General features: G+C 67.9%; 19 protein-coding genes. 4 read left to right on the top strand and 15 right to left on the bottom strand.

All coding sequences use genetic code 11. The features are described 5' to 3' along the window. Nucleotides 1-8 precede the first annotated feature (8 nt). On the top strand, nt 9-2,525 hold the full coding sequence (locus tag C0012_RS03460; RefSeq protein ID WP_110588183.1) for a helix-turn-helix transcriptional regulator: 2,517 nt from the start codon (nt 9-11) through the stop codon (nt 2,523-2,525). Nucleotides 2,526-2,601: 76 nt separating this feature from the next. On the opposite strand, the gene C0012_RS03455 is transcribed toward C0012_RS03460, so the two are convergent. The 10 genes from C0012_RS03455 to C0012_RS03410 form a co-directional block, all read right to left on the bottom strand. Further along, nucleotides 2,602-5,346, bottom strand: a complete 2,745-nt coding sequence (locus C0012_RS03455) for an Ig-like domain repeat protein (RefSeq protein ID WP_110588184.1) — start codon at nt 5,344-5,346, stop codon at nt 2,602-2,604. Between the two features lie 152 nt (nt 5,347-5,498). Further along, on the bottom strand, nt 5,499-6,992 hold the full coding sequence (locus C0012_RS03450) for an aldehyde dehydrogenase family protein (protein WP_110588185.1): 1,494 nt from the start codon (nt 6,990-6,992) through the stop codon (nt 5,499-5,501). Nucleotides 6,993-7,130: 138 nt separating this feature from the next. Further along, complete coding sequence (locus tag C0012_RS03445) at nt 7,131-8,024, bottom strand: sugar phosphate isomerase/epimerase family protein (protein ID WP_110588186.1); 894 nt, start codon at nt 8,022-8,024, stop codon at nt 7,131-7,133. Nucleotide 8,025: 1 nt separating this feature from the next. Then, on the bottom strand, nt 8,026-8,808 hold the full coding sequence (locus C0012_RS03440; protein ID WP_110588187.1) for an SDR family NAD(P)-dependent oxidoreductase: 783 nt from the start codon (nt 8,806-8,808) through the stop codon (nt 8,026-8,028). A 28-nt stretch (nt 8,809-8,836) separates the two neighbouring features. Next, complete coding sequence (locus C0012_RS03435) at nt 8,837-9,874, bottom strand: sugar ABC transporter substrate-binding protein (protein ID WP_110588188.1); 1,038 nt, start codon at nt 9,872-9,874, stop codon at nt 8,837-8,839. 79 nt (nt 9,875-9,953) lie between these two features. Beyond that, complete coding sequence (locus tag C0012_RS03430; protein ID WP_110588189.1) at nt 9,954-10,940, bottom strand: ABC transporter permease; 987 nt, start codon at nt 10,938-10,940, stop codon at nt 9,954-9,956. A 1-nt stretch (nt 10,941) separates the two neighbouring features. Next, on the bottom strand, nt 10,942-12,450 hold the full coding sequence (locus tag C0012_RS03425; protein ID WP_110588190.1) for a sugar ABC transporter ATP-binding protein: 1,509 nt from the start codon (nt 12,448-12,450) through the stop codon (nt 10,942-10,944). After that, nucleotides 12,447-13,514 (bottom strand): zinc-dependent alcohol dehydrogenase, encoded by a 1,068-nt coding sequence (locus C0012_RS03420; RefSeq protein ID WP_110588191.1) that lies wholly within the window; start codon nt 13,512-13,514, stop codon nt 12,447-12,449. Before C0012_RS03420 ends, C0012_RS03425 begins: the two co-directional genes overlap by 4 nt. A 10-nt stretch (nt 13,515-13,524) precedes the next feature. Further along, nucleotides 13,525-14,496 carry a transketolase family protein gene (locus C0012_RS03415; RefSeq protein WP_162621774.1) on the bottom strand — a complete coding sequence of 324 codons (972 nt, stop codon included), beginning with the start codon at nt 14,494-14,496 and terminating at the stop codon, nt 13,525-13,527. Continuing rightward, complete coding sequence (locus tag C0012_RS03410) at nt 14,496-15,371, bottom strand: transketolase (protein ID WP_110588193.1); 876 nt, start codon at nt 15,369-15,371, stop codon at nt 14,496-14,498. The genes C0012_RS03415 and C0012_RS03410 overlap by 1 nt, the downstream gene beginning before the upstream one ends. Before the next feature lie 237 nt (nt 15,372-15,608). On the opposite strand from C0012_RS03410, the gene C0012_RS03405 reads away from it, so the two are divergent. Continuing rightward, nucleotides 15,609-16,121, top strand: coding sequence for a MarR family winged helix-turn-helix transcriptional regulator (locus C0012_RS03405; protein ID WP_110588194.1), 513 nt, complete (start codon nt 15,609-15,611; stop codon nt 16,119-16,121). Nucleotides 16,122-16,145: 24 nt separating this feature from the next. Here C0012_RS03405 and C0012_RS03400 read toward each other — a convergent pair whose 3' ends face one another. From C0012_RS03400 to C0012_RS03390, 3 genes are read right to left on the bottom strand one after another with little or no spacing between them, the layout of a single operon-like run. Then, complete coding sequence (locus C0012_RS03400) at nt 16,146-16,916, bottom strand: ABC transporter permease (protein WP_110588195.1); 771 nt, start codon at nt 16,914-16,916, stop codon at nt 16,146-16,148. After that, on the bottom strand, nt 16,913-17,761 hold the full coding sequence (locus C0012_RS03395) for an ABC transporter permease (protein ID WP_162621775.1): 849 nt from the start codon (nt 17,759-17,761) through the stop codon (nt 16,913-16,915). Before C0012_RS03395 ends, C0012_RS03400 begins: the two co-directional genes overlap by 4 nt. Beyond that, entirely contained in the window at nt 17,761-18,579 is an 819-nt protein-coding gene (locus tag C0012_RS03390) for an ABC transporter ATP-binding protein (RefSeq protein ID WP_198411049.1), read from the bottom strand. The genes C0012_RS03395 and C0012_RS03390 overlap by 1 nt, the downstream gene beginning before the upstream one ends. Before the next feature lie 258 nt (nt 18,580-18,837). On the opposite strand from C0012_RS03390, the gene C0012_RS03385 reads away from it, so the two are divergent. Together C0012_RS03385 and C0012_RS15360 are read left to right on the top strand one after the other, a co-directional pair. Then, on the top strand, nt 18,838-19,836 hold the full coding sequence (locus C0012_RS03385; RefSeq protein ID WP_110588197.1) for an ABC transporter substrate-binding protein: 999 nt from the start codon (nt 18,838-18,840) through the stop codon (nt 19,834-19,836). Between the two features lies 1 nt (nt 19,837). Beyond that, a complete protein-coding gene (locus tag C0012_RS15360) occupies nt 19,838-20,257 on the top strand; it encodes a PaaI family thioesterase (RefSeq protein ID WP_162621776.1) in 420 nt (139 codons plus the stop codon). A gap of 196 nt (nt 20,258-20,453) precedes the next feature. On the opposite strand, the gene C0012_RS03375 is transcribed toward C0012_RS15360, so the two are convergent. After that, complete coding sequence (locus tag C0012_RS03375; protein WP_162621777.1) at nt 20,454-21,644, bottom strand: acyl-CoA dehydrogenase family protein; 1,191 nt, start codon at nt 21,642-21,644, stop codon at nt 20,454-20,456. A gap of 37 nt (nt 21,645-21,681) precedes the next feature. Continuing rightward, complete coding sequence (locus tag C0012_RS03370; RefSeq protein WP_110588199.1) at nt 21,682-22,461, bottom strand: enoyl-CoA hydratase/isomerase family protein; 780 nt, start codon at nt 22,459-22,461, stop codon at nt 21,682-21,684. Nucleotides 22,462-22,578: the final 117 nt, after the last annotated feature.

The raw sequence follows: 22,578 nt of genomic DNA, 5'->3' as shown, positions 1-22,578 counted from the left end.
TGTATCGGGTGACATCCCGATCAGCGCCGCTTGCTCCACGGGGTGATTGGCCGCTCGTCGCGCGGGACCGGCTGCGCGAGCCGGCCGTCTCCGCGCTCGCGGCGGGGCGCGGGGTGCTCGTGATGGGCGACCCCGGCACAGGGAAGTCGACCCTGACCGAGGGGGTCGTGGACGACGGCGTGCGAGGAAGCACGGTGTGGCTGCGGACCCCGACCACTCTCTCGAGCCCCTGGTCTGTGCTCGAGCCGCTCATCGGGCGCATCGACGAGACGGTGGCGTCGGGCGATATGCTCACCCGACTCGTGCGCAGGTGCCAGACTGCGCTCGAGGGTCTGTCCGATCCTGTCCTCGTCCTGGATGACGCGCACCTGATCGGCGATGCGACGGCGATCGTGCTGTCCGAGGTCGTGCAGCTGGGTGCCGCGAGGCTCGTCTGCAACGCGCGCCGCCTGCCGCGGTCTCCCGAGCCGTTGTTCACGCTCGTGCGCCAGGGCTGGCTCGAGTACGTCGAGGTCGGCGGACTCGAGGCGGAGCAGGTGCATCGCCTGCTGTCGCGTGTGCTCGACGGACCGGTTGCCCTGGAGACGGCGCATCGTGCCCATGAGCTCACGCAGGGGAATCCGCTGTATCTGCGCGAACTCGTCCGATCGCTGAAATCGTCGGGGGCGCTCGTCTACGTCGACGGCGCCTGGGTCTGGAACGATCAGCATCACATCGGACGGCGCCTGACCGACCTGATCGGTGCGGAACTCGAGACGCTCGATCCGCCTCAGCGCGACATCGTTGACCTGCTGGCGCTCGCCGGACCGGTGCGCGTGGAGATGCTCGAAGCGGTCGTCGACGCCGAGGCTCTCGAAGCCGTCACGGCGCTCGGCCTCGTCGTGCACGGGCGGCGCGCACACGATCGCGTGACCCAGGTGCGCCTGGTGCACCCCGTCCACACCGAGGTGCTGAGAGAGAATCTCTCGCCGAGGCGCAGGCGTGCCCTGTACGACTGGTTCCAGCCCGACGCCTCGACCTTCGCGAGCGTCGACTGGGCTCTCACCTGTGGCGTGATCGCCGATGTCGACGACCTGGTCGCCGCGACTCTCGAGGCGGCCGCGGTGCAGGATCACCGCCTGGTGATCCGGATCAGCGACGTCGCGCTGAGCGTGCTGCCCGATGCGGATCCGCGCGCCCTCGAGCTCCTCCTCGTGCGCGCTCAGATCGCGCGTTACCAGGGCGACGCGCAGGCGACGGAACAGAACCTCTCTCGAGCGGCCCCGCTGATCCCGGGCGGTCCGGACGGAGACCGAGCCCGGCTGCGGCATGCGCGCATCGCGGCGGATCTGCGGCAGTTCGGCGACGACGACGTCGACGGTGCACGCCGCGTCATGCGGGACACGCCTCTGTCGACGCCGTCGCTCATCGCGCTGCGTGAGGCGGATGGCCTCGTGCGCCTCGCCTACGCGGGCCGCTTCAGCGAATGCCTCGATCTGCTCGAAGAGTGCGGGGAGTCGACCGCGGATCCTGCGGTTCGCGCGATGCTCCTGGGGTCGCGCATCCTCGGCAGCGCCCAGGCGGGCCGGCTGGATCACGCGCTCGCGCTCGCCGACGAGTCGCTGGCGCGATGGCGCCTCGATCCCGAACGGTACCCGCAGCCGCTGTACGAGCTCGTCGCCGCGCGCACGCTCGCCGCCCTGTGGGCGGGGGACGCCGAGACGGCGTCGAGCACACTCGCTCTCGTCGACGAACTGCACGTCGACGTGGACGACGCCGTGCGCCAGACGGGAGTGGGACGCACGCTGATCGCGCGCGGCGAGTGGCGTGCCGCCATCGCTCAGCTCCGCGGCGCGCTGTCCCACTTCAGCATCCGCGACGCGAGGGGATTCGGGGCGACGGCGTGGTCGGCGCTCGCCTACGCGCTTGCCGCGGTCGGTGAGCTCGACGAGGCGCGGGATGCGAGACGCCAGCACCTCCGTGCGCAGTCACGCGCGTCGCGCCTGATCACGAGCGACAGCGAGATGAAGCTGCTCGCAGTCGCGCTCGCGCTCGGCGAGGACACCGTGATCGATCAGTGCGACGACGTAGACATGCGCTCTGCGCGTGAAGGGCTCTGGCTGCCCGTTCTGCACGCGCGGCACATCAGGTGCGTCGCCGAGGCCGCGGACTCGGGCGCCGCCTCGGACGGATCCGTGGGGCGGCTCGTCGATGCCGCACAAAGGGTCGACGGCCCGATCCCCGAGCTGATGGTGAGGCACGCACGCGCGCTCGCCGCGGGCGACGGAGCGATGGCGAGCGGCCTCGTCGCGAGCCTGCTCGCGCACGGCGTCTGGATCCCCGAGCCGGCCGCCGTGGAGCTCACGCCTCGCCAGAGCGAGATCGCGACCCTCGTACGCGCCGGGCTGTCGAACAAGGCCATCGCCGCACGGCTCGTGATCTCGGTGCGCACCGTCGACGCGCATCTGCGCGACATCTTCGCGCGCCTGGGCGTGGCGAACAGAGCGGAGCTGTCGGCGGCCTGGTCGCGCACCGGGCGGGAGTGATCGCTCGCTCTCCGCACGGCGGAGGCGAGGCGCCGCGGGACGGTTCGGGTCTCGTCCGGCGGCGCCTCGCCCGTCTTCATCGCGACGCGTCGGCGCGCGCCCCGCGGCGGGTGAGCAGCAGCACGCCGGCTGTCAGCAGGGCGAGCGAGGCCCACAGCGCTTCGGCCGGTGGGGTGCCGCCCGTGGCGGCGAGGTCGTCCGGGTCTTCAGGCGCCGGGGCCGGAGCGGGCGACTCCGTGGGTGTGGGGGCCGGCTCCGGCGCGGCGGTCGGTTCTGGCTCCGGTGTCGGTGTGGGTGTCGGTTCCGGGGCCACGCCGTATCCGCTGATCGGATCCGATGCGGTGGCGGCGTTCGCCCCGTCGCCGGCATAGGCCGCTGAGAACGCGTAGTCGCCCGGGGCGAGATCGTTCAGAGTGACGGAGGCCGTGCCGTCCTCGCCGGTGACGGCGGTCAGGATCTGCGCGTCGACCGCCGAGATGCCCGCCGTGGCCTCCGCCGCCTCCACTCTGAAGGTGATCTCGTGGCCGGCGTCGTCCGGATAGGCGCCCGCCAGCGTCGCGGTGAGCGTGACCTCACCCGGCTGCATGGCTCCATCCGGAGGAGCGACGTCCAGTTCGAGTTCGGTCGCGGACTTCGCCGTCGCGGGGAACTCGGCGACGAGCGTGAGGGTGCCGTCTTCGCCGAGGGCGGCCTCGGCCGGCTCGCCGTTCACGGTGCCTGCGGTATCGTCTGTGAAGGTGTGCTCGGCGGCGGGGGACAGGGTGAGGGTCGCGGTGTAGGGCGTGCCGGGGACGGCGGCCGCGTCGTTCGGGCCCCAGGCGACGGAGTCGACCGTGTACGTCTCGTCGTCGGGCGTCGCGTCGGCGGCCAGACCGGATCCGCTCGTCGGCGCGTCGATCGTCACCGACGCTTCGGCGACGGGGATCGGCGAAACGGCGTACCCGGTGATGGTCTCCGCGTCGGCGGGACGATTCGACTCGTCTCCGGCGAAAGCGGCGCCGAACGTGTACTCGCCGGAGCGGGGCGCGTCGAGCGTGTAGGTGGCGATGCCGTTCTCGTCGGTGGGCGCCGACACGATCTCGACGCCGTCCGGTCCGTCGACCGTGAGTTCAACATCGTGTTCGTCGATATCGGGGAACGCACCGGTGAGGGTCGCCGTGAGCGCGACGTCGCCCGGCGTCGTGGTGCCGGTCGCGGGGTCCGCGTCGAGGGTGAGCATCGGTGCGGCCTTGTCCGTCGCCGGGAACTCGCGGGTGAGGGTGAGCGTGCCGTCGGCGTTCTTCGTGGCTTCGGCCGGTTCGCCGTTGATGGTTCCGGTCGGCGCGTCGGTGAAGCCGTGCCCGTCGATCGGGGCGAGGACGACGGTCGCGGTGTAGGCGGCCGCAGGAGACGCGGGTGAGTCGGCCGGATCCCAGGTGACGGAGTCGACCGTATACGTGTCGTGGTCGGGGGTGGCGCTCTCCGCGAGCGGCTCGTCGCGGGCGGGGGCGTCCAGGACGATGCTCGCGTCGACGATCGACGTGACCGCCGTGGCGGTGAGTTCGTGATCCTGATCGGGCGTGGCGATCGTGTGCTCTGTCGCGTGCACCTCGGTGCCGTCGAGGAAGAGCTGGGCGATCTCGCTCGGGTCTGTTGCCGATCCGGCGAAGGTGAGGGATCCGTCGACGGGGACGGAGAACGTGCCGTGTGTCATTCCGTCGGGGAGTTCCGCCCCGTCGGGGAGGTCCATGTCGACGGGAAGGATCGACGCGATGCCGCTGGTTCCTGAGATGGACGTCGTCACGAGCCGGTGTGTGGCCGCGCCGCCGGAGCCAATCGCGGCGCCTGCGCTGTGCCCGAAGCCCGATTCGCCGCCGATGGCGGTGACAGTGCCCGTGGTCGCGATCGTCACATCCGTCGGCCCGTCTTCCTCATGTCCAGTGCCGATTCCGGCACCGGAGCCGGTCGAAGAGTTCGTCGCGTCACCGCCGTTCGCAGTGACCGAAGCGTCTCCGCTGATCGTCACGACGCCTCCGGATCCTCCCGAGACTCGGTGTCCGGTCCCGATGCCTGCGGCGCCCGTGTCGGCGCTCGCGGTGACGTCTCCGCCGGTGATGACGACGGTCGTACCGTTGCCAGCTGCATAGATGCCGCCGCCGATTCCCGCGCCGGTCGTGCTCGTGGCTGAGACGAGGCCGTCGTGGATGGTGACCGTACCTGTTCCTCCGTTGCCGCCGCCGATGCCGGCACCCGATCCACCCGTGGCGGTGATGGTGCCGCCATTGATCGTGACGGGTCCGCTGTGGCTTCCCTCTCCGCCGCCGATCCCGGCACCCCAATCACTCGTGGTGGTGATGGTGCCGCCGTTGATCGCGATGGTGCCCCTCGCACCCCGGTGCAGGTTGCCGCTGCCGATGCCGGCGCCCCAACTACTCGTGGCGGTGATGGTGCCGCCGTTGATCGTGATTGTTCCGTTTCCAGCTCTGGCTCCGCCACCGATGCCGGCGCTTTCGAAGCCTGTGGTGTCGAGTGATCCCGTGCCGTCAATGGTGAGGCTGTTCCCGTATTCCACCTGAATCGGGGCGGACTCGGGACTCGTCTGCGTCGTGGTCGCAGTCAGATCGCATCCGTCGTCGAGGATCAGCGTGACCTCGCCGATGACGTCGAGTTTTTCGACGTGCACGGCGGTGTCGCAGACCCATTCGCCGGTGGTGATCTCGGTAGTGCCGTCGGTGATGATGTTGTCGGCCGCTTGCGCCGGGGCGGCGAGGCCGAGGACGGCGAGGGACGTGGCGGCGGCGAACCCGGCGAGTCGAGTGCCGGGGGAGCGGAGACGGGACATCTGTGATCCTCTGTGGAGTGGGCGGGGCAGTCGTACCCGAAGCTATGCCCGCAGCCCTTCGCCGCGCATCGGCGATCGTCGCCTATATCCGCGATCGAACACGCAGCGGCCCGCCCCCGTGATCCGGGGACGGGCCGCGTGCTGCCCTCGAGTCAGTGCGCCATCGCAGCCAGAGCCTCCGGGTCGATCGTGGCGATCGAGCGGGTGTCCTGGAATGCCCGGACTCCGTCGATGCCCTGCTCGCGCCCGAAGCCCGACTGCTTCATGCCGCCGAACGGCGCCCGGAGGTCGAGGCGCGTCGCGCCGTGGTCGTTGACCCACACGTACCCGCACACGAGCTGCGAGCCGATGCGCTTCGCCGTCTCGGGGGACGCCGTCCACACGGATCCGCAGAGACCGCCCCACGTGTCGTTCGCGAAGGCGACGGCCTCCTCCTCGTCGTCGAAGGGGATCACGGGGATCACGGGTCCGAACTGCTCCTCGGTGACGACGCGGAGGGACGGATCCGGGTCGACGACGATCGCCGGCCGCAGGAAGTTCCCGTCCGCAAGCTCGCCGCCCGGCAGCTCGCCGTATTCGCGCACATCGGCGCCCGAGTCCTTCGCCTCCTGGATGAGCGACGCGACGAACTCCTTCTGCGCCGCCTGGTGGAGCGGGCCCATCGTGGTCCCCTCGTCGAGGCCGTAGCCGAGCACGGTCTTCTCGAGACGCGCCTCGAGGCCGGCGACGAGCTCGTCGATCCGCGAACGATGCACGTACACGCGCTTCGCATTCATGCAGATCTGGCCGGTCGTGTCGTAGATCGCCGCGAAGAGCCGGTCGAGGTGTGTGTCGTCGAGCTCCGCGTCCTCGGTGATGATCGCCGCGTCATTGCCGCCCAGCTCGAGCGTCACGCGCGTGAGCGACGACGCGCCCATCTCCATCATCTTCTTGCCGCCCGCGACACTGCCGGTGAAGCAGACCTTCGCGACGTCGGGGCTCTGGATGAGCGCGGACATGTTCGCGTCCTCGCCCGTGACGACGTTCAGCACTCCGGGCGGCAGCTTCTCGGCGACCCGCTGCACGACGCGCGTCGTGGCGAGCGGCGCGGAGGGCGGCGGCTTCACGATCGCGGTGTTGCCCGCGAGCAGTGCGTGCGGCAGGGCGGCGCCGAGGATCGCGATCGGCCAGTTGAACGGGACGATGACCGTGACGACGCCGAGTGGCTGGTAGCCGATCTCGGTCGTGACGGGCGTGCCCGGCTCTGGCTTGAGAGTGCGGCCGGCGTCGACCTCGTCGGCGAGCTGCAGCGCGAGCTGCCAGCGGATCTCGAACACGAGCGCGTCGACCCACGCTTCCATGCGGATCTTGCCGTTCTCCTGCGAGAGGATCGCGGCGTCCGCGTCGCGGTCGTCCGCGATCCCGGCGATGGCTTCGGCCATCTTCTCGGCCCGTTCCTGAGCCGAGAGGCCGGACCAGCCGCGGAACGCCGCGTGCGCCGAAGCGATCGCCTCGGCGACGTCGTCGGTGCTCGCCGATGCGGCCTCGCCGACGATCGTTCCGGGCTTCGCCGGATCCGGGATCCGGAGGACTTCTTCGGTGAACCGCTCCTCGCCTCCGATGAACAGGCCGGTCCGTGCGGCTGTCGCCGCCGATGAACTCGACATCAGATCACTCACCTCTCCGTGGTGTGGTGGGCCGCGCGCGGCCCGGTCGTTTCTCGTGGGACCCTCGTCCCCAGTCTCCCGTGCCGGGCGCGTCGCCGACAAGCGCCGTTCCACGGCGTGGGGCCAGGGGAGAGGACATCAGCTCGCCCCGGCGCGCTCGGCGCCGCGGCGGATGGCGGAGGCTGCGCCGGCGACGACGCCCGCCCCGTCGTCGTAGGTCGCACGCCAGATCGCGAGCGAATCGCGAGCGATGCCGGGCAGCAGGCTGGCCGAGAACGCCTCGACACCCCACCTCCCGCGATAGCCGTCGGCGATCGCCTGGCTCACGATGACTTCGACGTCGACGGAGCCCGTGTCGAGGGGCCCGCGTCCCGACTGTCCGAGCTCCAGGTACCGCAGACGCGGGAGCGCCGTGCGGATCGCGGCCGAGATGTCGGTCTCCTCGATCGCCATGTGGAACGTGTCGAGGTGGATGCCGAGGTGATCTGATCCGCTGTCCGCGCAGAACCGCATCGCTTGCTCGGCCGTGTTGACCGTCGCCGTCTCGTATCGATTGAGGACCTCGAACGTCATCGTGATCCCGCGTGCGTGCGCCTCGTCGGCGACCTCTCCGACGGCGATCGCCGCGCGGCGCCACGCGTCTTTCGGCGTCTCGCCTACAGGTCGCTCGAACAGCCCGTAGGGGACGCCGTTCAGCTGATCCGAGCCAAGCGACTCGGCGACGTCGAGCGCCTCGCGCAGGGCGGCGCTGCCCGCCTGCCGCACCCACGGGTTCGCGGACGACACGTCGGCCTCGGGCGTCTGCACCGCGATCGGGATCGCTGTGATCCCTCGTGCGTCGCAGAGTGCGCGCAGCCGGCCGGCGTCGAAGGAGCGGGGATCGACGGGAGGCAGAACGACGCGACGGTACCCGTGGGCGGCCAGTGTGTCGAGAGCTGCCTCGACGCCGTCGGATGCGGGGTCCGCGACGAGCACGTTGAGATGGCAGGCGACGTCGAGATCCGCCGGCAGCGTCTCTTGGCGGGGCGACACGTCAGAACTCCGGCAGTTCGAGGCGCTGCTTGAACACCGAGTACCCGTCCTCGACGTTCACGACCGTGCCGTTGATGACCCGCGACTCGTCCGATCCGAGGAAGGCCACGACATCGGCGATCTCGTCGGGGTCGGTGAGCCTGCCGCGCATCTGCTCCGCGGCGAACGTCTGCTTGAGTTCGTCGCTGAACTGATTGATGATCGGCGTCGCGACCCGTCCGGGCGTGATCGCGACGGACCGGATCCCGTGCTCGGCGAGCTCGTACGCCGCCGAGCGCGTGAACGAGATCACGGCGGCCTTCGCGGCGCTGTAGGTGAACGAAAGCTCCGCCGCGTCAAGGCCGTAGACCGACGAGGTGTTGATGATCACGCCGCCGCGGCCCTGTTTCGCCATCTGGCGGCCCGCCGCGAGGATGCCGTAGTAGACGCCGTCCTGGTCGATCCGGATCATGCGGTGGTAGTCGGCCTCGATGTCGTGCTCGAGCAGCGGCTTGCCGCCGGCGATGCCCGCGTTGTTGAAGATGACGTCGACGCCACCGAAGGCGTCGACTGCAGCCTGCACCATCTGCTCGACCTGCGAGAAGTCCGAGACGTCGACGGCGTGGGCGACAGCGGTGCCGGCGTGACCGTCTGCCTCGACCTCGTTGACGACCGACTGGGCGGCCGCGAGATCGAGATCGGCGACGAGCACCTTCGCGCCATCCCTCACATACCGATGGACCGTGGCGCGGCCGATGCCGCCCGCCCCGCCCGTGATGATGGCGGTCTTGTTCGTGAGGGTCATGCGCTTCTCCTGACTGTGCGGATGAGGGTCATTCGGCCACGCCCAGCGTCGGCTCGAAGTCGTCGACGTTGCTCGGGTCGACGATGTGCGGCTCGAGCGCGACGAATGGCTCATCGGGCAGTTCGGCGCTCGCCGCGTAATCCTCGAGGGTCCCGATGAGCTCGTCGACGACGGCGATCCAGTCCTGCGACGCTGTCGCGTACATCGGGCTGCCTTCAGCGATCTTCTCGGTCGTCTGCGCCAGCGCGTCGACGCCGGTGACGTAGATGTCGTCTTCGCCGGTCTCTTCGATGGCCTGCACGGCGCCGAGCGCCGCGTCGTCCCAGCCGGCCCAGACGCCGTCGAGGCCGTCGGGGTTGGACTGGAGGTAGTCGGTGACGAAGTTGAGCGCCTCGGTGCGGCTCGTGCCGGGATCGAGGACCTGCTTGATCTCGCCGCCCACGACGTTCGCGCCGCTGTCCTCGAAGATGCCGAGCGCGAGATTGCTGCGGGTGTGGATCCCCACATGAGGATCGTGGCCGATCACCATGACGTCCTTGCCCTCGAGACCGCCCATGGCCTCCTCGAGCGCGTCGATCGTCTGCTGCGCCATCGCATCCTGGTCATAGGTGACGTCGATGACGAAGTCGTCGTTCGCCTCGACGCCGCCGTCGATCGAGAAGATCGGGATGTCCGCGTCGTTCGCAGCCTGCACGATCGGTGCGATCTGCCGCGGGTCGGGGAAGCCGGCGAGGATCGCGTCCGCACCCTGCGCGACGGCGGCCTGCACGTCGCTCCCCAGCTTGTCGTAGTCGAACGCGCTCGTGTACAAAGTCACGTCCCAGCCCTTCGCCTCGGCCTTCTCGACGAAGTCGTCCAGGCTGAGCTTTCCGGCCGGGGTGCCGTAGCCGGCCGTGAACGCGGCGACCGTGAACGTGTCGTCGCCGCCCATTCCGTCGGTCTTCTCGCCTCCGTCCCCGGAACTCGAGCCCATGCCGGTGTCGACGCTGCACCCGGTGAGCGCAGCGAGGGCGAGGGCGCCGATGCCCAGGGCGGCGATCCGCCGTGTCTGAAATGTCTTTCGCATCGTGAAACTCCTTCGTATCGGTGATGCTGTGTGCCGCCGTGCCCCGCGGGAGCGGCGGCGGGGGAAAAGAAGAGCGGTGTCAGGACCCGGATCTCTGCTTCATGCTCGATAAGAGCACGGCGGCGATGATGATCGCGCCGATGAGGACCTGCTGGATGTAGGTGTTGACGCCGACGAGGTTCAGGCCGTTCTGGACAACGCCGATGATGAGGACGCCGATCATGGTGCCGCCGACGTTCGCGCGCCCGGAGCGCAGCAGCGTCATGCCGAGGAACGTGGCCGCGACCGCGTACATCATCATCGACTCGGCGCCGCCGGACCCGGCGCTGCCGAGGCGGCTCACGAGGATCACACCGGCGAGGGCCGACAGGGCGCCGGCCGACACGAAGGCGAGCATGCGCGTCGGGCGCACCGCGACGCCGGAGAGCCGCGCGACCTCGGCGTTGCCGCCGATCGCGTACCACTTGCGCCCGATCGTCGTGAAGCGCAGGACGAGCCAGATGAGCACCGCGACGATGATCGCGTAGAAGACGGGGAACGGGATGCCGTTCAGCCGTGCCTGTCCGATGACTCCGAACACCTCGGGCCAGCCGTAGAGCGTCGTCCCGCCGGTGACGATCAGCGTGAGGCCGCCGCAGGTCGTCATCATCGCGAGCGTCGTGATGAACGGTGAGATGCCGAAGTACGCCACCAGCGTGCCGTTGGCGAGCCCGATCAGGGCGCCGACGGCGATGGCCGCGACGATCGCGAGCGGGATGGGGGTTCCGCCGATCATGAGGGCGGCCGCCGTCGCTCCGGCGAGGGTCGCCGTCGTGCCCACGGAGAGATCGAAGTCACCGACGACCATGACGATCGTCTGGGCGACGGCGATGATCGCCAGGACTGCGATCTGGTATGCGATGTTCGTGATGTTCTGTGGCGAAAGGAACACTCCGCCGCCGATGATCGTGAAGACGATCACGAGCACGGCGAGGGCGATGATCGTGCTGCTCTGCCACACCCATCCGGGCACGCCGCGTCGCGTCGGTGCGGCGGCCTCCACTTTGAGGGTTTCCGTCTGCGCCATGTCAGGCGCTCCTTCCGTATGCGAGGTTCAGGACGGCTTCTTCGTCCGCCGCGGCGGCGTCGAGTTCGCCGGCGAGCTGGCCCTCGTGCGTGACGAGGATGCGATCGGAGAGGCCGATCAGCTCAGGGATCTCACTGCTGACGAAGACGACGGTCGTCCCTTCGGCCGCGAGCCCGCGGATGAGCCGGTAGATCTCGACCTTCGTGCCGACGTCGATGCCGCGGGTCGGCTCGTCCATGAGGAGGACTTGCGGGCTCCGCGCGAGCATCTTCGCGAGCACGATCTTCTGCTGATTGCCGCCGGAGAGCTGTCCGTCGGGCTGTCGGACCCCCGCAGCCTTGACCTTCAGCTTCGCCATTCCCTCGCGAGCGAGGGCGCCGATCCGGCGGGTCGAGACGATCCCGCCCGGGGCGACGGCGCGGAGGTTCGGGATCGAGATGTTCTCGTCGATCCCGCTCGACAGGATCACGCCCTGACTGCGGCGTTCCTCCGGGACGAGGGCGACGCCGGATGCGAGCGCCCGGCCCACTCCGCCGCCGTACGGCTGGCCCGCGACCGAGACGCTGCCGCCCGTGCGCTTCTGCGCGCCGGCGAGGAGCCGCAGCAGTTCGCTGCGCCCGGATCCCGCGAGGCCGCCGATTCCGACGACCTCGCCTCGGCGCGCGGCGAAGGACGCATCCCGGACGCGCCGACCGGCCAGGCCCTCGACGCACAGCACGATCTCCTCGCTCGCCGAGCCGCGCGGCGGATAGATGTCGCTCTGCTCGCGGCCGACCATGAACGTGATCACCTGCTCGATCGACGACTCGGCCACGTCCTGGGTCACGACCGTCCGGCCGTTGCGCATCACGGTGAGGCGGTCGCAGACCTCGAAGACCTCCTCGAGGCGGTGCGAGACGTACACGATCGCGACACCGTCCTCGCGAAGGCGCCGGACCACGGCGAAAAGATCCTCGATCTCGGAATCGGTCAGCGAGGCGGTCGGCTCGTCGAGGATCAGCACCCTCGCATCGATCGACAGTGCCCGCGCGACCGAGACCATCGTCTGCTGGACAGGAGAGAGATCGCCAGCGAGCGCGCGGAGCGGAATCCGCTGCCCGAGACGGTCGAGCTGGCGCTGCGCCTGACGGCGCATCTCGGCCCAGTTGACGACGCCGCCCGCGGACGGCGCGCCCGCCGCGAGCGCGATGTTCTCGGCGACGCTGATCGACGGGATGATGGACAGCTCCTGATAGAGCGCGACCACGCCGGCCCGGTTCGCCGAGCGCACGTCGGGGAAGTCGGCGTCTTCGCCGTTGACGCGGACCTCGCCGCTGTCCGGCCGGTGCACGCCCGTGACGACCTTGATGAGCGTCGACTTTCCTGCACCGTTCTCTCCGAGGAGAGCGTGCACCTCCCCGGCGCGGACATCGAGGTCGACCCCGCCCAGCGCCTGCACGCCGTCGAAGTGCTTGGTGATGCCGCATACTTCGAGGGCGAGAGGCTCGGCGGCGACGGCGACAGCGGTCATCGCAGAGCCTCGTCCGCTATGTCGTTGCAGCGGAGGACGACCTTGGGGTGCGCGCCCGACACGTGAGTGCGGAACGCCTCCGCCGCGTCATCGATGTCGAAGACCGACGCCGTGAACTCGTCGAGATCGAGCTGCGGCAGCAGCTGCAGGGCGCGGGGGAACGCGTACGGCGACACGAACACGCCCGTCAGGGTGAGCTCCTTGAGGTAGAGGTAGTCGGACAGGTTCAGCGGCATCTCGTACGCCTCGGGGTACATCGCGCCGTACACGACGGTCGCGCCCTTCGCCGCGATATCGAGCAGGCCCCGGACGGCACGGGGAGAGCCGGAGGCGTCGATGACGACATCGAATCCGCTGCCCGCCGTGATCTCCTCGGCGCGCGCAAGCTGGTCCTCCGTCGTCGGGTCGATCACGTGGGACGCGCCGTGACGGAGAGCCATCTCGCGGCGCTCCGCGATCGGTTCGATGAGCGTGAGCGAGGTCGCGCCGCAGCGGGCAAGCACCTGCAGCGCGAGCTGCCCGATCGGCCCACCGCCGCAGATCGCCACGCGATCGCCGACGCGGATCCGCGTCTTGTCGGCGATGCGCACGGCGACCGAGGTCGGCTCGAGCAGGCAACCGCTCAGGAGCGAGACGTCGTCCGGGAGGCGCTGCACCTGCGACTCGTGCCACGTGATCGTCTCGGCCATGCCGGGACGGTTGTACTCCTGGATGTTCTCGCAGAACTGCTGCGTCCCCGTCTGGCAGGCGCGGCACGCGCCGCAGAAGCGCAGGAAGTTGCCCGCGACACGATCTCCCACGGCGAGGCCGCCTCGGGTCGCGCGCTCGCCGAGGGCCTCGACGACGCCGGAGATCTCGTGGCCGAGGCCGATCGGCACATCGGTGCCGAAGAAGCCCTCCGCCAGGTGCGGATCGGACCCGCAGATCGCGGCGTAGGCGACGCGGATCCGCACGTCCTCCGGACCCAGCTCGGGCTGAGGGAAGTCGACGACTCCGATCTCACCGCGGGCGGCGGGATCCGGATCTCTGAGGCTGCCGATCTTCGTGACGGCGACAGTCTTCATGCGGTTCTCCTCACGCCGCCGCGGCTCGGCCGGCGGCGCGCCGGAGCGCGTCGACGGTCGCGGACAGGCCGTACCCGTGCTTGTCGCGCAGCTGCTCGTCTTCGCCGAATCCCGCGTAGACCTGCGGAATGCCGAGTCGTTCGAACGAGGTCTGCGGGATGCCGCGGTCGGCGAGCACGTCGGCGACGCGCGTCGCGAGTCCGCCGTACGCGAGATGGTCCTCGAGCACGACGATCCGCCCGCCGGTCTCTGCCACGCTCTGCTCGACGAGATCGGCGTCGATCGGCTTGAGCGTGAACATGTCGATCACGCGCACGGACACACCCTCGTCCGAGAGCAGTTCGGCGGCTTCGAGCGCCTGAGCGACCGTGGTGCCGTGTGTGAACAGCGTCACATCGGATCCCTCGCGCGCGACGATGCCCTTCCCGATGCGCACATCGTGCTCGCCGGGTGCGTAGAGCACCTTGTCCTTCTTGCCGACCGCGAGCCGGATGTAGATCGGCCCGTCCATCTCCATCGACTGGCGGATGACCTCGCCGACCATGCCGGGGTCGCCGATGGAGGTGACCGTCATGTTCGTCAGCGAGCACATGAGGCTGAGATCCTCGACGGCGTAGTGCGTGGATCCGCCGTTGCCGACGAGTCCGCCGTGCGTGCCGATGATCTTGACAGGAAGATTCGGATAGCAGATGTCGGAGCGGACCTGCTCGAGCGCGCGCATCGACAGGAACGGCAGCATGCCGGATACGACGGGGATGTTGCCGTCGTAGGCGAGGCCCGCCGCGACGCCCACGCACGCCTGCTCCGCGAGCCCGACGTCGACGAAGCGGTCGGGGAAGGTGTCGCGGAACTCGACGAGCGTCGCGCCGATGTCGGGCGTCAGCACCCACAGATTGTCGTGTGTCTGACCGAGCTCGGCGAGCGTGGATCCGATGACGGAGCGCGCCGAGAGCATCTCTCCGAATGTGAACGTCTGAGGCATCAGACCGTCTCCTTCTCTCGCGATGCCTCGAGCGACGCGAGCGCGCGCTCGAGGTCCTCTTTGCCGAGCGATCCCGCGTGCCATGCGAGATTGCGCTCCATGAAGTCGACGCCCTTGCCCTTGACCGTCTCGCAGATGATGACCGTCGGGGTGTCGCTGTCGGGCGCGGGGAGGGCGTCGATCGCGCCCACGAGCTGCGACATGTCGTGGCCGTCGATCTCGATGACGTTCCAGCCGAAGGCTCGCCACTTGTCCGGGTAGGGCTCGAACGCGACGCGCTCCTCCGCGAAGCTCGTCATGAGCTGTCGATTGCGGTCGACGAAGGCCACCAGATTGCCGAGCTTGTTGCTGCGCCCGGCCATCACGGCCTCCCACACGGATCCTTCGCCGGTTTCGCCGTCGCCGAGAAGCGTGACCACGCGGTGGTCCTCGCGGCGATGCCGGGCGCCGAGCGCCATGCCGACGGCGAGAGGGAGTCCGTGGCCGAGGGAACCGGTCGACGCCTCGACGCCCGGCAGCTGCACCTTGCAGGGGTGCATGCCATAGGCGCTGTCGAGCTGCCCGTAGGTGGCGACGATGTCGTCGTAGTCGAAGAATCCGCGCATGGCCATCGCGATGTACATGCAGACCGCGGCGTGTCCCTTGCTGAGGACGAAGCGGTCGCGAGCGGGATTCCGGATGTCGTCGGGATCGATCCTCAGGCCGTGGTGGAACAGGGCCGTGAGGATGTCGGCCACTGACATGTCACCGCCGATGTGCACGGCACCCTCGTAGGTGCCGCAGAGCTCGAGCAGCTTCCTGCGCAGCTCGTACGCGAGATCCTCGAGCTCGGCGACGTCGTGTCGCGGCCCGGAATCGAGGGACGTCTGGGTCATCTTCGTGCCTCCTCATCTTTGAGGTCGACGTGACATGCGCGGATGTCGTCGTCGACGGTCGCACTGGGTCGGTCGCCTCCGTCGGCGGCCGATGTTCAGGACCGTAGCAGGATCTGGTTTAGGTGTAAACAAGAATGTGATTAAACAGGTTCAACGGTGATGCAGACGTGGGGAAGCGGCCCGTGCCTGACACAATGAGCGCACGGCGACCGTCGTCGCCGTCGAGGGGAGAGTGAGATGACCGACGCAGCGGACGAGGCGATCGGGGCGCGCCGCAAGGTGCCAGCGGGGGCCCGGACGGAGCCTCTCGACGACGCCCTCGCGACCGACGAGTTCACGCCGCGCCTGCTGGCGCTCCTCTCGAACGCGCTCGTCTGGCGAGAGTCGCAGGAGCTACGTCGTGAGGTGGGGCTTGGCACGAATGACTGGCGCATCGTCTCGGCGCTCGCCATTCGGCCGGGTGCATCCGCGAGCGAGGTGTCGGAGTTCCTCGGCGTGAACAAGGCGGTCATCTCGAAGAGCGTGAGCACGCTCGCCGATCGCCGTCTGATCCTGCTCGGGGAGGGGCCACGTGGATCCCGACCGATGTTCCTGACCGAGGCCGGGGTCGAGATGCATCACGTGATGAAGCCGATCTCACAACGCGGCGAAGATCTCATCCTCGAGGGGATGGCGCCGGACGAAACCCGCGAGCTCAATGCTCTGCTGCGGCGGATGCTGGAGAGAGTCCGCGCCGACGACGTGCGGTGACCAAGGAGCGGGAGTCAGGCTGATTCAGCTCGGCTCGCGCCAGCGCAGCAGTCGGTCTTCGACGTAGCCGTATCCGGTACTGAGCAGGTATCCGAGGAGGCCGAGGAGGATCACGCCAGACCACATGTCCGCTGTGCGGAACATCAGCTGCGACTGCAGTACGTACGCGCCGATGCCATTGATTGCACCATAGAACTCACTGCCGATCATGAGGACGAGCGCGATCGAGAGGCTCAGGCGGATGCCGAGCGAGATCTGAGGGAAGCTGCCCGGGAGGAGGACTCGGAAGTAGGTGTTCGCGCGCGTGAACCGATACGACCGGGTTGCCTGGCGCACACCGGGATGGATGGATGTGATTCCGTCGGTCGTGTTGAGAAGAATCGGCCAGATTGCGCCGTAGGCGATGAGCGCAACCCTCGCCTCCATGCCGGTTCCGAAGAGGACGAGTGCGACGGGGAGGAGCGCGATGCTCGGCATCGCGCGGAGGAACTGGAGGAAGGGGTTCGCGAGGAGGGCCGCGGTCGGCATCAGAGCGAGAAGGCTCCCGGCAGCGATCCCGATGACCAGGGCGATCGCGAAGCCGATCGCGAGGTTCAGCAAGCTGGGGAGGACATGCTCGACGAAGCCCTCGCCCAGCCAGACGGTCCAGAATCGCTCCAGGATGATCCGCAAGGGTGGGAAGAACGGTGACGGGGCGGCGGTGCTGCCGACCGCCCAGACGGCCACCAACGACAGCGGAAGCCACGCCTTGATGAGGGCAGCCGTGATTCTGTTTGTGGTCTTGGTCTCGCTCATTGCGTCTTCACCTCGTGACGGTGCCATGCGAGCGCGCGGTGCTCGATGAGATTCAGGATTCCGTTGATCGCGACCCCGATGAGTCCGACGATGGCGATGGTGACGTACATCTCGCCGACGAGAGTCGCCTGCTGGTACCAGCCGACGAGAAACCCGAGACCTGAGCCAGTCGCAAGGAGCTCGGTTCCGACCGCGAGCAGCAGGCACATGGTTGCGGAGAGTCGCACTGCAGTCGCGAATGAGGGTGCGATCGCTGGAGCGACGATGAATAGGATGCGGCGGATCGGCGAGATGTTGTACGAGCGTGCGGTTTCGAGCAGTCTCGGATCGATGTTCCGCACGCCGAAGTAGACCTGGATGATGACGGGCCACACCGCCGACGCGACGATCAGCGTGACTTCCATGCGAACGGTCGGGCCGAGCAGGAGCAGACCGACGGGGATGAAGGCGAGCGGGGGCACCGTCCGCATGAAATCCAGCACGAACTGAGCCGACCGATAGGCGTTTCTATGCAGCGAGAGGACGACGCCGATCACGCTGCCGGCGATCAATGAGATCAGCAACCCGAGGCCTGCTGCCTGCAACGTCACACCTGCCGCGGACCAGAAACTCGTGCTCGTCATGACGTGTGCGGCCGCGACCGCCAGGTCGGTGACGGTGGGGAAGCTTCGCTGAAGTGAGGGTGCCGCAGTGGTGATTCCTGCGTAGACCGCAACGATGATCGCGAGCACGCCGAGCTGCGCCGAAGCGCGCAGCGGCAGGCTGCGTTCGAGTGCGGCGGCCGCACCCTGGCTGCTGATCCTGCCCGCCCGTGCCGGCGCCCGGAATCGGAGATTCGCACTCATCATTGGGCACCTGCGTCGAGGCGTGCGCTGCGGATGCAGGCGAGGATCTCTGATCGGTACCGGGTGAACTCGGGCAGCGCCTTCGTAGCGAGATGGTCGCGCGAATCTCCGAGCTCGATGTCGAGTTCCGTATGAACAGTTGCAGGGGACCCTCCGAGGACGACGACTCGGTCGGCCAAGTAGACCGACTCATCGATGTCGTGCGTGACGAGGAGGACAGTCATCCCATTCTCGGACTGAAGGGTGCGCATCAGATCCTCGAGTTCCGCTCGGGTCTGAGCGTCCACCGAAGCGAACGGCTCGTCCAACACCATGACTTCTGGTCCATACGCGAGTGCGCGGGCGATCGCTGCACGCTGCTGCATCCCGCCCGAGAGTTGCCAGGGATACGCCCTGGCAGCGTTCGTGAGGTTGACGGCACTGAGCGCCGAGGCCACTCTCCTGTCGATCTCGTGCCTCTTGATGCCTTTCCCCCGCAGCGGCAACGCGACATTGTCATCGATTCGAAGCCAGGGCATGAGGGAGCGGCTGTAATCCTGAGAGACCAGCGCGAGGTTCACCGGCGGGCCGGAGACCGTCTGCTCGTCGAGTTCGACGGAGCCGGCGGTCGTCGACATCAGGCCGGCGATGCAGCGGATCAGCGTCGTCTTGCCGGTCCCCGATGGGCCGACGATGCAGACGAACTCCCCCTGTCTCACGTCGAGGTTGATGGCGCTGAGGACTTCCTTGGAGCCGGCTGGGGTTCGATAGGTGACGCCCACATCGCGCATGCGCAGCGTGACCGACGCATGCTTCTCAGGTGCCGTGATCTGATCCATCTGGGGCCTCCTCATCGAGTGCGAACGACAGGTGGCGGGGATCCGAAGCATCTTCGCGGAGGGCCCGCCAACCTCTCTCAGTATCCGGTAGATGACAAAAAAGTCAAAGCTCGAATCATCTGACATGTAACAATTAGTGGAGAGAGGAGGACGAAGTTAGGGGTGAGATGATTCGAATCTTGACAATCATCCTCGTCGGTGGGAGCATCTGCCGACGGACGACAGTCTGATCTGCGAGATCTCAATGAGGAGAAGCACATGAAGCGAATCAAGACACGAGCACTGACCGCGTCAGCTGCCGGGGCGGCGATGCTGTTGACGGGGTGTGCGGGCGGTGCCCCTGCGCCCGAGAGCGCACCTGGTGCGCCCACGAGCATCTCGATCCCGGTCTTCCCGATCGCTGACTTCGCTCCGGTGTGGGTTGCGATCGAGCAGGGCTACTTCGAAGAGAACCTGCTCGACGTCGCCCTGGAACCAGCCCCGCCGACGTCCGCGCAATCCGCGGCGTTGATTGCTAGCGGCGAGTTCCAGTTCGGTGTGTCGAGCGTGATCAACGTGGCCCAGGGGCAAAGCCAGGGCATCGAACTGGTCGTCGTCGCTGGGAGCACCGATACCGATGGTCCCGACGACCAGTACCTCGGAACCATCGTCAGGGAGGACGGGCCTGAGAACCTGGCGGAGCTGGCTCGCTCCGGGAACGTGATCGGTGTGAACGGCGTCGGCAACGTCACCGACATTCTCACCAGGAACGCCATGGCGGAATCCGGGGGCGACGTGGACGCCCCCGACTACCAGAACGTTCCCTACCCGCAGGGTGCAGAGCTCGTCCTCAACGGAAGCGTGACGAGCTCTACCCTGATCGAGCCGTTTCTGACCACCGCGCTCCAGGCGGGAGGTGTGAGGGCGATTGGCTTTCCCGGCGCCTCGGTGACCGAGGGGAGCCCCAATCTTTCGTTCGTCACCTCACGGGACTACGCGGAGACGAATGCGCAGACGGTGGAGGCGTTCCGCACGTCGATCGCCTCCGCAATCGAGTGGATCAACGACCCCGCGAATGAGGAGGCCCTGCTCGAGACGCTGGTGGAGAACACTGGCGTGCCGGAGAGCGCGTTGGCGGCAGGCGCGCTGCCTTCCTACTCGATGGACATGGTCGCTGCGGTCGTCGAGGAATACCTCCAGATCTTCGAGACGTACGGTGGGCTCGACGCTATGCCTGAGAGTGTCTCGGACCTTTTCGCGGATGGGGCGCTGGGCTGAGATGTCGAGCACGACCTCGGCAACGAATACAGGCGCGCGAGAGCAAGTACCGCTGGCAGCAGGTCCTCAGCCCGTCGAGGACTGGCTGGGTGCAACGGTCGAATCCCAGACCCGGGGCGAGGCGATACTTGTTGCGAAAGCCGAACGACGCCATCTGAACGCCGCCGGATTCGTGCACGGGGGTGTTCTCTTCGCGATCGCAGATTGTGCGCTCGCGCGAGCGGCGATACTGCCGCAGGCCGGGGCGACGACGTGGGCGCACATCTCCTTCATATCCCCGGCGCGGCTGGGTGAGGAGCTCGTGGCGGTGGCCCGCGCGACCACCGAATGGGGCGCGAATGCTCTGGTCGACGTCACAGTCCGAGTCGGAGAATCAGTGGTTGCTGAGTTTCGCGGCCAGGCACGCCAGCTCACGCAGTGATCGCACTCGATGACGGCTGAACTCTGCCCCGGCAAGTGAGCGGGGGCGGAACGAAGCCCGTTCTTCCGCCTGGTACAGGAACGTCCCGGGTCGGCCCTCGTGGCCGACCCGGGACGTTCCTGTGGATCACGATGACGGCCTCATCACCGTCCGCTCCCTGACTCCCGCAGGAGATGCCGCGGTGCTGTGGCGTCCACTACTGCTGCGTCGCGTCCCGCTTCGCCGCCCCGAACACCTCGCGGGCGATGATGAGCTTCTGAATCTGCGGGGTGCCGTCGCCGATCTCCAGCCCCTCGAGATCCAGGAGCATCTGCTGCAGCGGAAGCAGGTCGGAGTAGCCGCGGTGGCCGTGCAGGATCACTGCCTCCCGAACCGCGTCGAACGCGGTTCGAGGGCCGAGCCACTTCACCATCGCTGCTTCTTTCGTGTGAGGGAGCCCGGCGTCTCGGAGCGCGAGCGCGCGATAGGCGAGCCAGCGCACCGCTTCAAGGCGCGCGAGCTCCTCGGCGACCACGAAAGAGACGCCCTGGTGATGGTAGAGCGGCTGTCCGAAGGTCTTTCGCTCGACTGCGAAGTCAGTGGCCATCCGCAGCGCGGTTGTCGCGACGCCGTAGCCGAGAAGTCCCAGCAGTGATCGCGTGTAGTCGAATGTCTTTGCGATCATCGAGAAGCCGGTGCCGATCTCACCCAGGAGATGATCCTCCGGGACCACCACATCCTCCATCTCCACGGTTCCACGACCGATCGGCTTCCCGCCGCGGCTCGGAATGCGGCCGGGAGTGACTCCCCGAGCGTCGAACGGGACGAGGAACACGGAGATATCGTTCGGACCATCGCCTGTGCGGGCGAACACGATGCTGGCATCGCCGATCGCAGCGAGACCGGATGAGGTCTTGCTTCCGTTCAGCCTCCAGCCATCCGCGGTGCGCTCGGCTCGTGTTTGGATCCCGCGAGCGTCCGAACCTGCGCCCGGTTCGGTGAGGGCGAATCCTACGAGGCGTTCACCCGACAGGACGGCCGGCAGCCATTCGTCGCGCACGCGCTCCGTCGCGAACTGCCCCAGGAGCCCGGAATTGCAGATCCCCGCGAAGATCGAGAGGCCGACGTTGAAGTCGGCGCTGCCGATGTTCTCCATCAGCAGACCGGCGGTGACAGCCGGCTCACCCATCCCGCCGAGTTCTCGCGGAAGCGTGACGCCGAGCCAGCCACGTGACGCGATCTCGCGGTGAATCTCCCAGAAGAACTCCTCGGATACGGCTCGTTCGGCGTATCCGGGGGCGATCGAATCTGCGAATGCGCGAACATCCGTGGCGAATCGCTGTTGGTGCTCGGTGAAGGTGAACGGCGCCGTCGTCAGGTCGTCCTGCGCGGTGTCGGGGTGAGTCATGGTCTTCTCCTGTTGTTGGTGCATTGATGTTGGGCTGTTACTGCCACACGTACACGGGTTGGCGCTTCTCGGACATGGCGGCGAGTCCCTCGCCGCCGTCCGTGGTGCGGAGATGGCGGTCGTTCTCGGCGAGGGCAGCCGACATGTGTTCCTCTCGTGTGGCATCGAGTGCGCCATTGGCCAATCGCTTCATCGCCGCAAGGGCGAGCGGTGAGCGGGAACTGAGCATGTCGACGAGGCCGACCGTTCGAGTCTCAAGCTGATCGGCGGGTGTGACCTCGTTCACGAAGCCTGCGACGTACATGTCTTCTGAGGAGTAGATGTCTCCCGAATACATCATCTGCTTGGCCCAGGCGAGCCCGACTCGGCGCACCAGGCGCCATACCCCGCCCGCACCGGGGATGAGTCCGACCGTCGAGTGGATGTCGGCGAACGCCGCGCGGTCGGAGGCGACGATGAGGTCGCACGCCAAGAGCAGCTCGACGCCGCCGGCGCAGGCGAGCCCCTGAACCATCGCCACCACGGGCTGGGGGAAGTCCTCGATGCGGTTCATCAAGGCGGTCGAGCGCTCGAGCAGCGCGGAGTCCGGGAGGGCCTCGGCGTCGCCGAGGTCGGCTCCCGCACAGAAGACCGATCCGGATGCGGCGAACACGAGAACTCGTACGGATCGGTCCTGCTCGGCCGCCCGTACGGCCTGATCGATCTCATCGAGCATCACCGGTGAGATCGCATTCCTCCGTTCGGGTCTATCGAGAGTGATCCACCGCGCATCGCCGCGTTGTTCGACGCTGATCTCGGTCATGCTGTCCGCTCGCATCGCTGCTCCTTGCCCTTGTGTGTGTCCATAGTAGATGATCTAAGCTATGATCATTCGATCTGGAACAACATACCTCAGCTCGCGATCTCAGGCGAGGTTGAGGCTCTCGTTTTATCG

The sequence above is a fragment of the Microbacterium suaedae genome (genome assembly GCF_003254645.1).
GTDB classification, from domain to species: Bacteria; Actinomycetota; Actinomycetes; order Actinomycetales; family Microbacteriaceae; genus Microbacterium; species Microbacterium suaedae.
The sequence above is the reverse complement of the archived record's forward strand: the minus strand, read 5'-3'. Positions and strand labels throughout refer to the sequence as shown.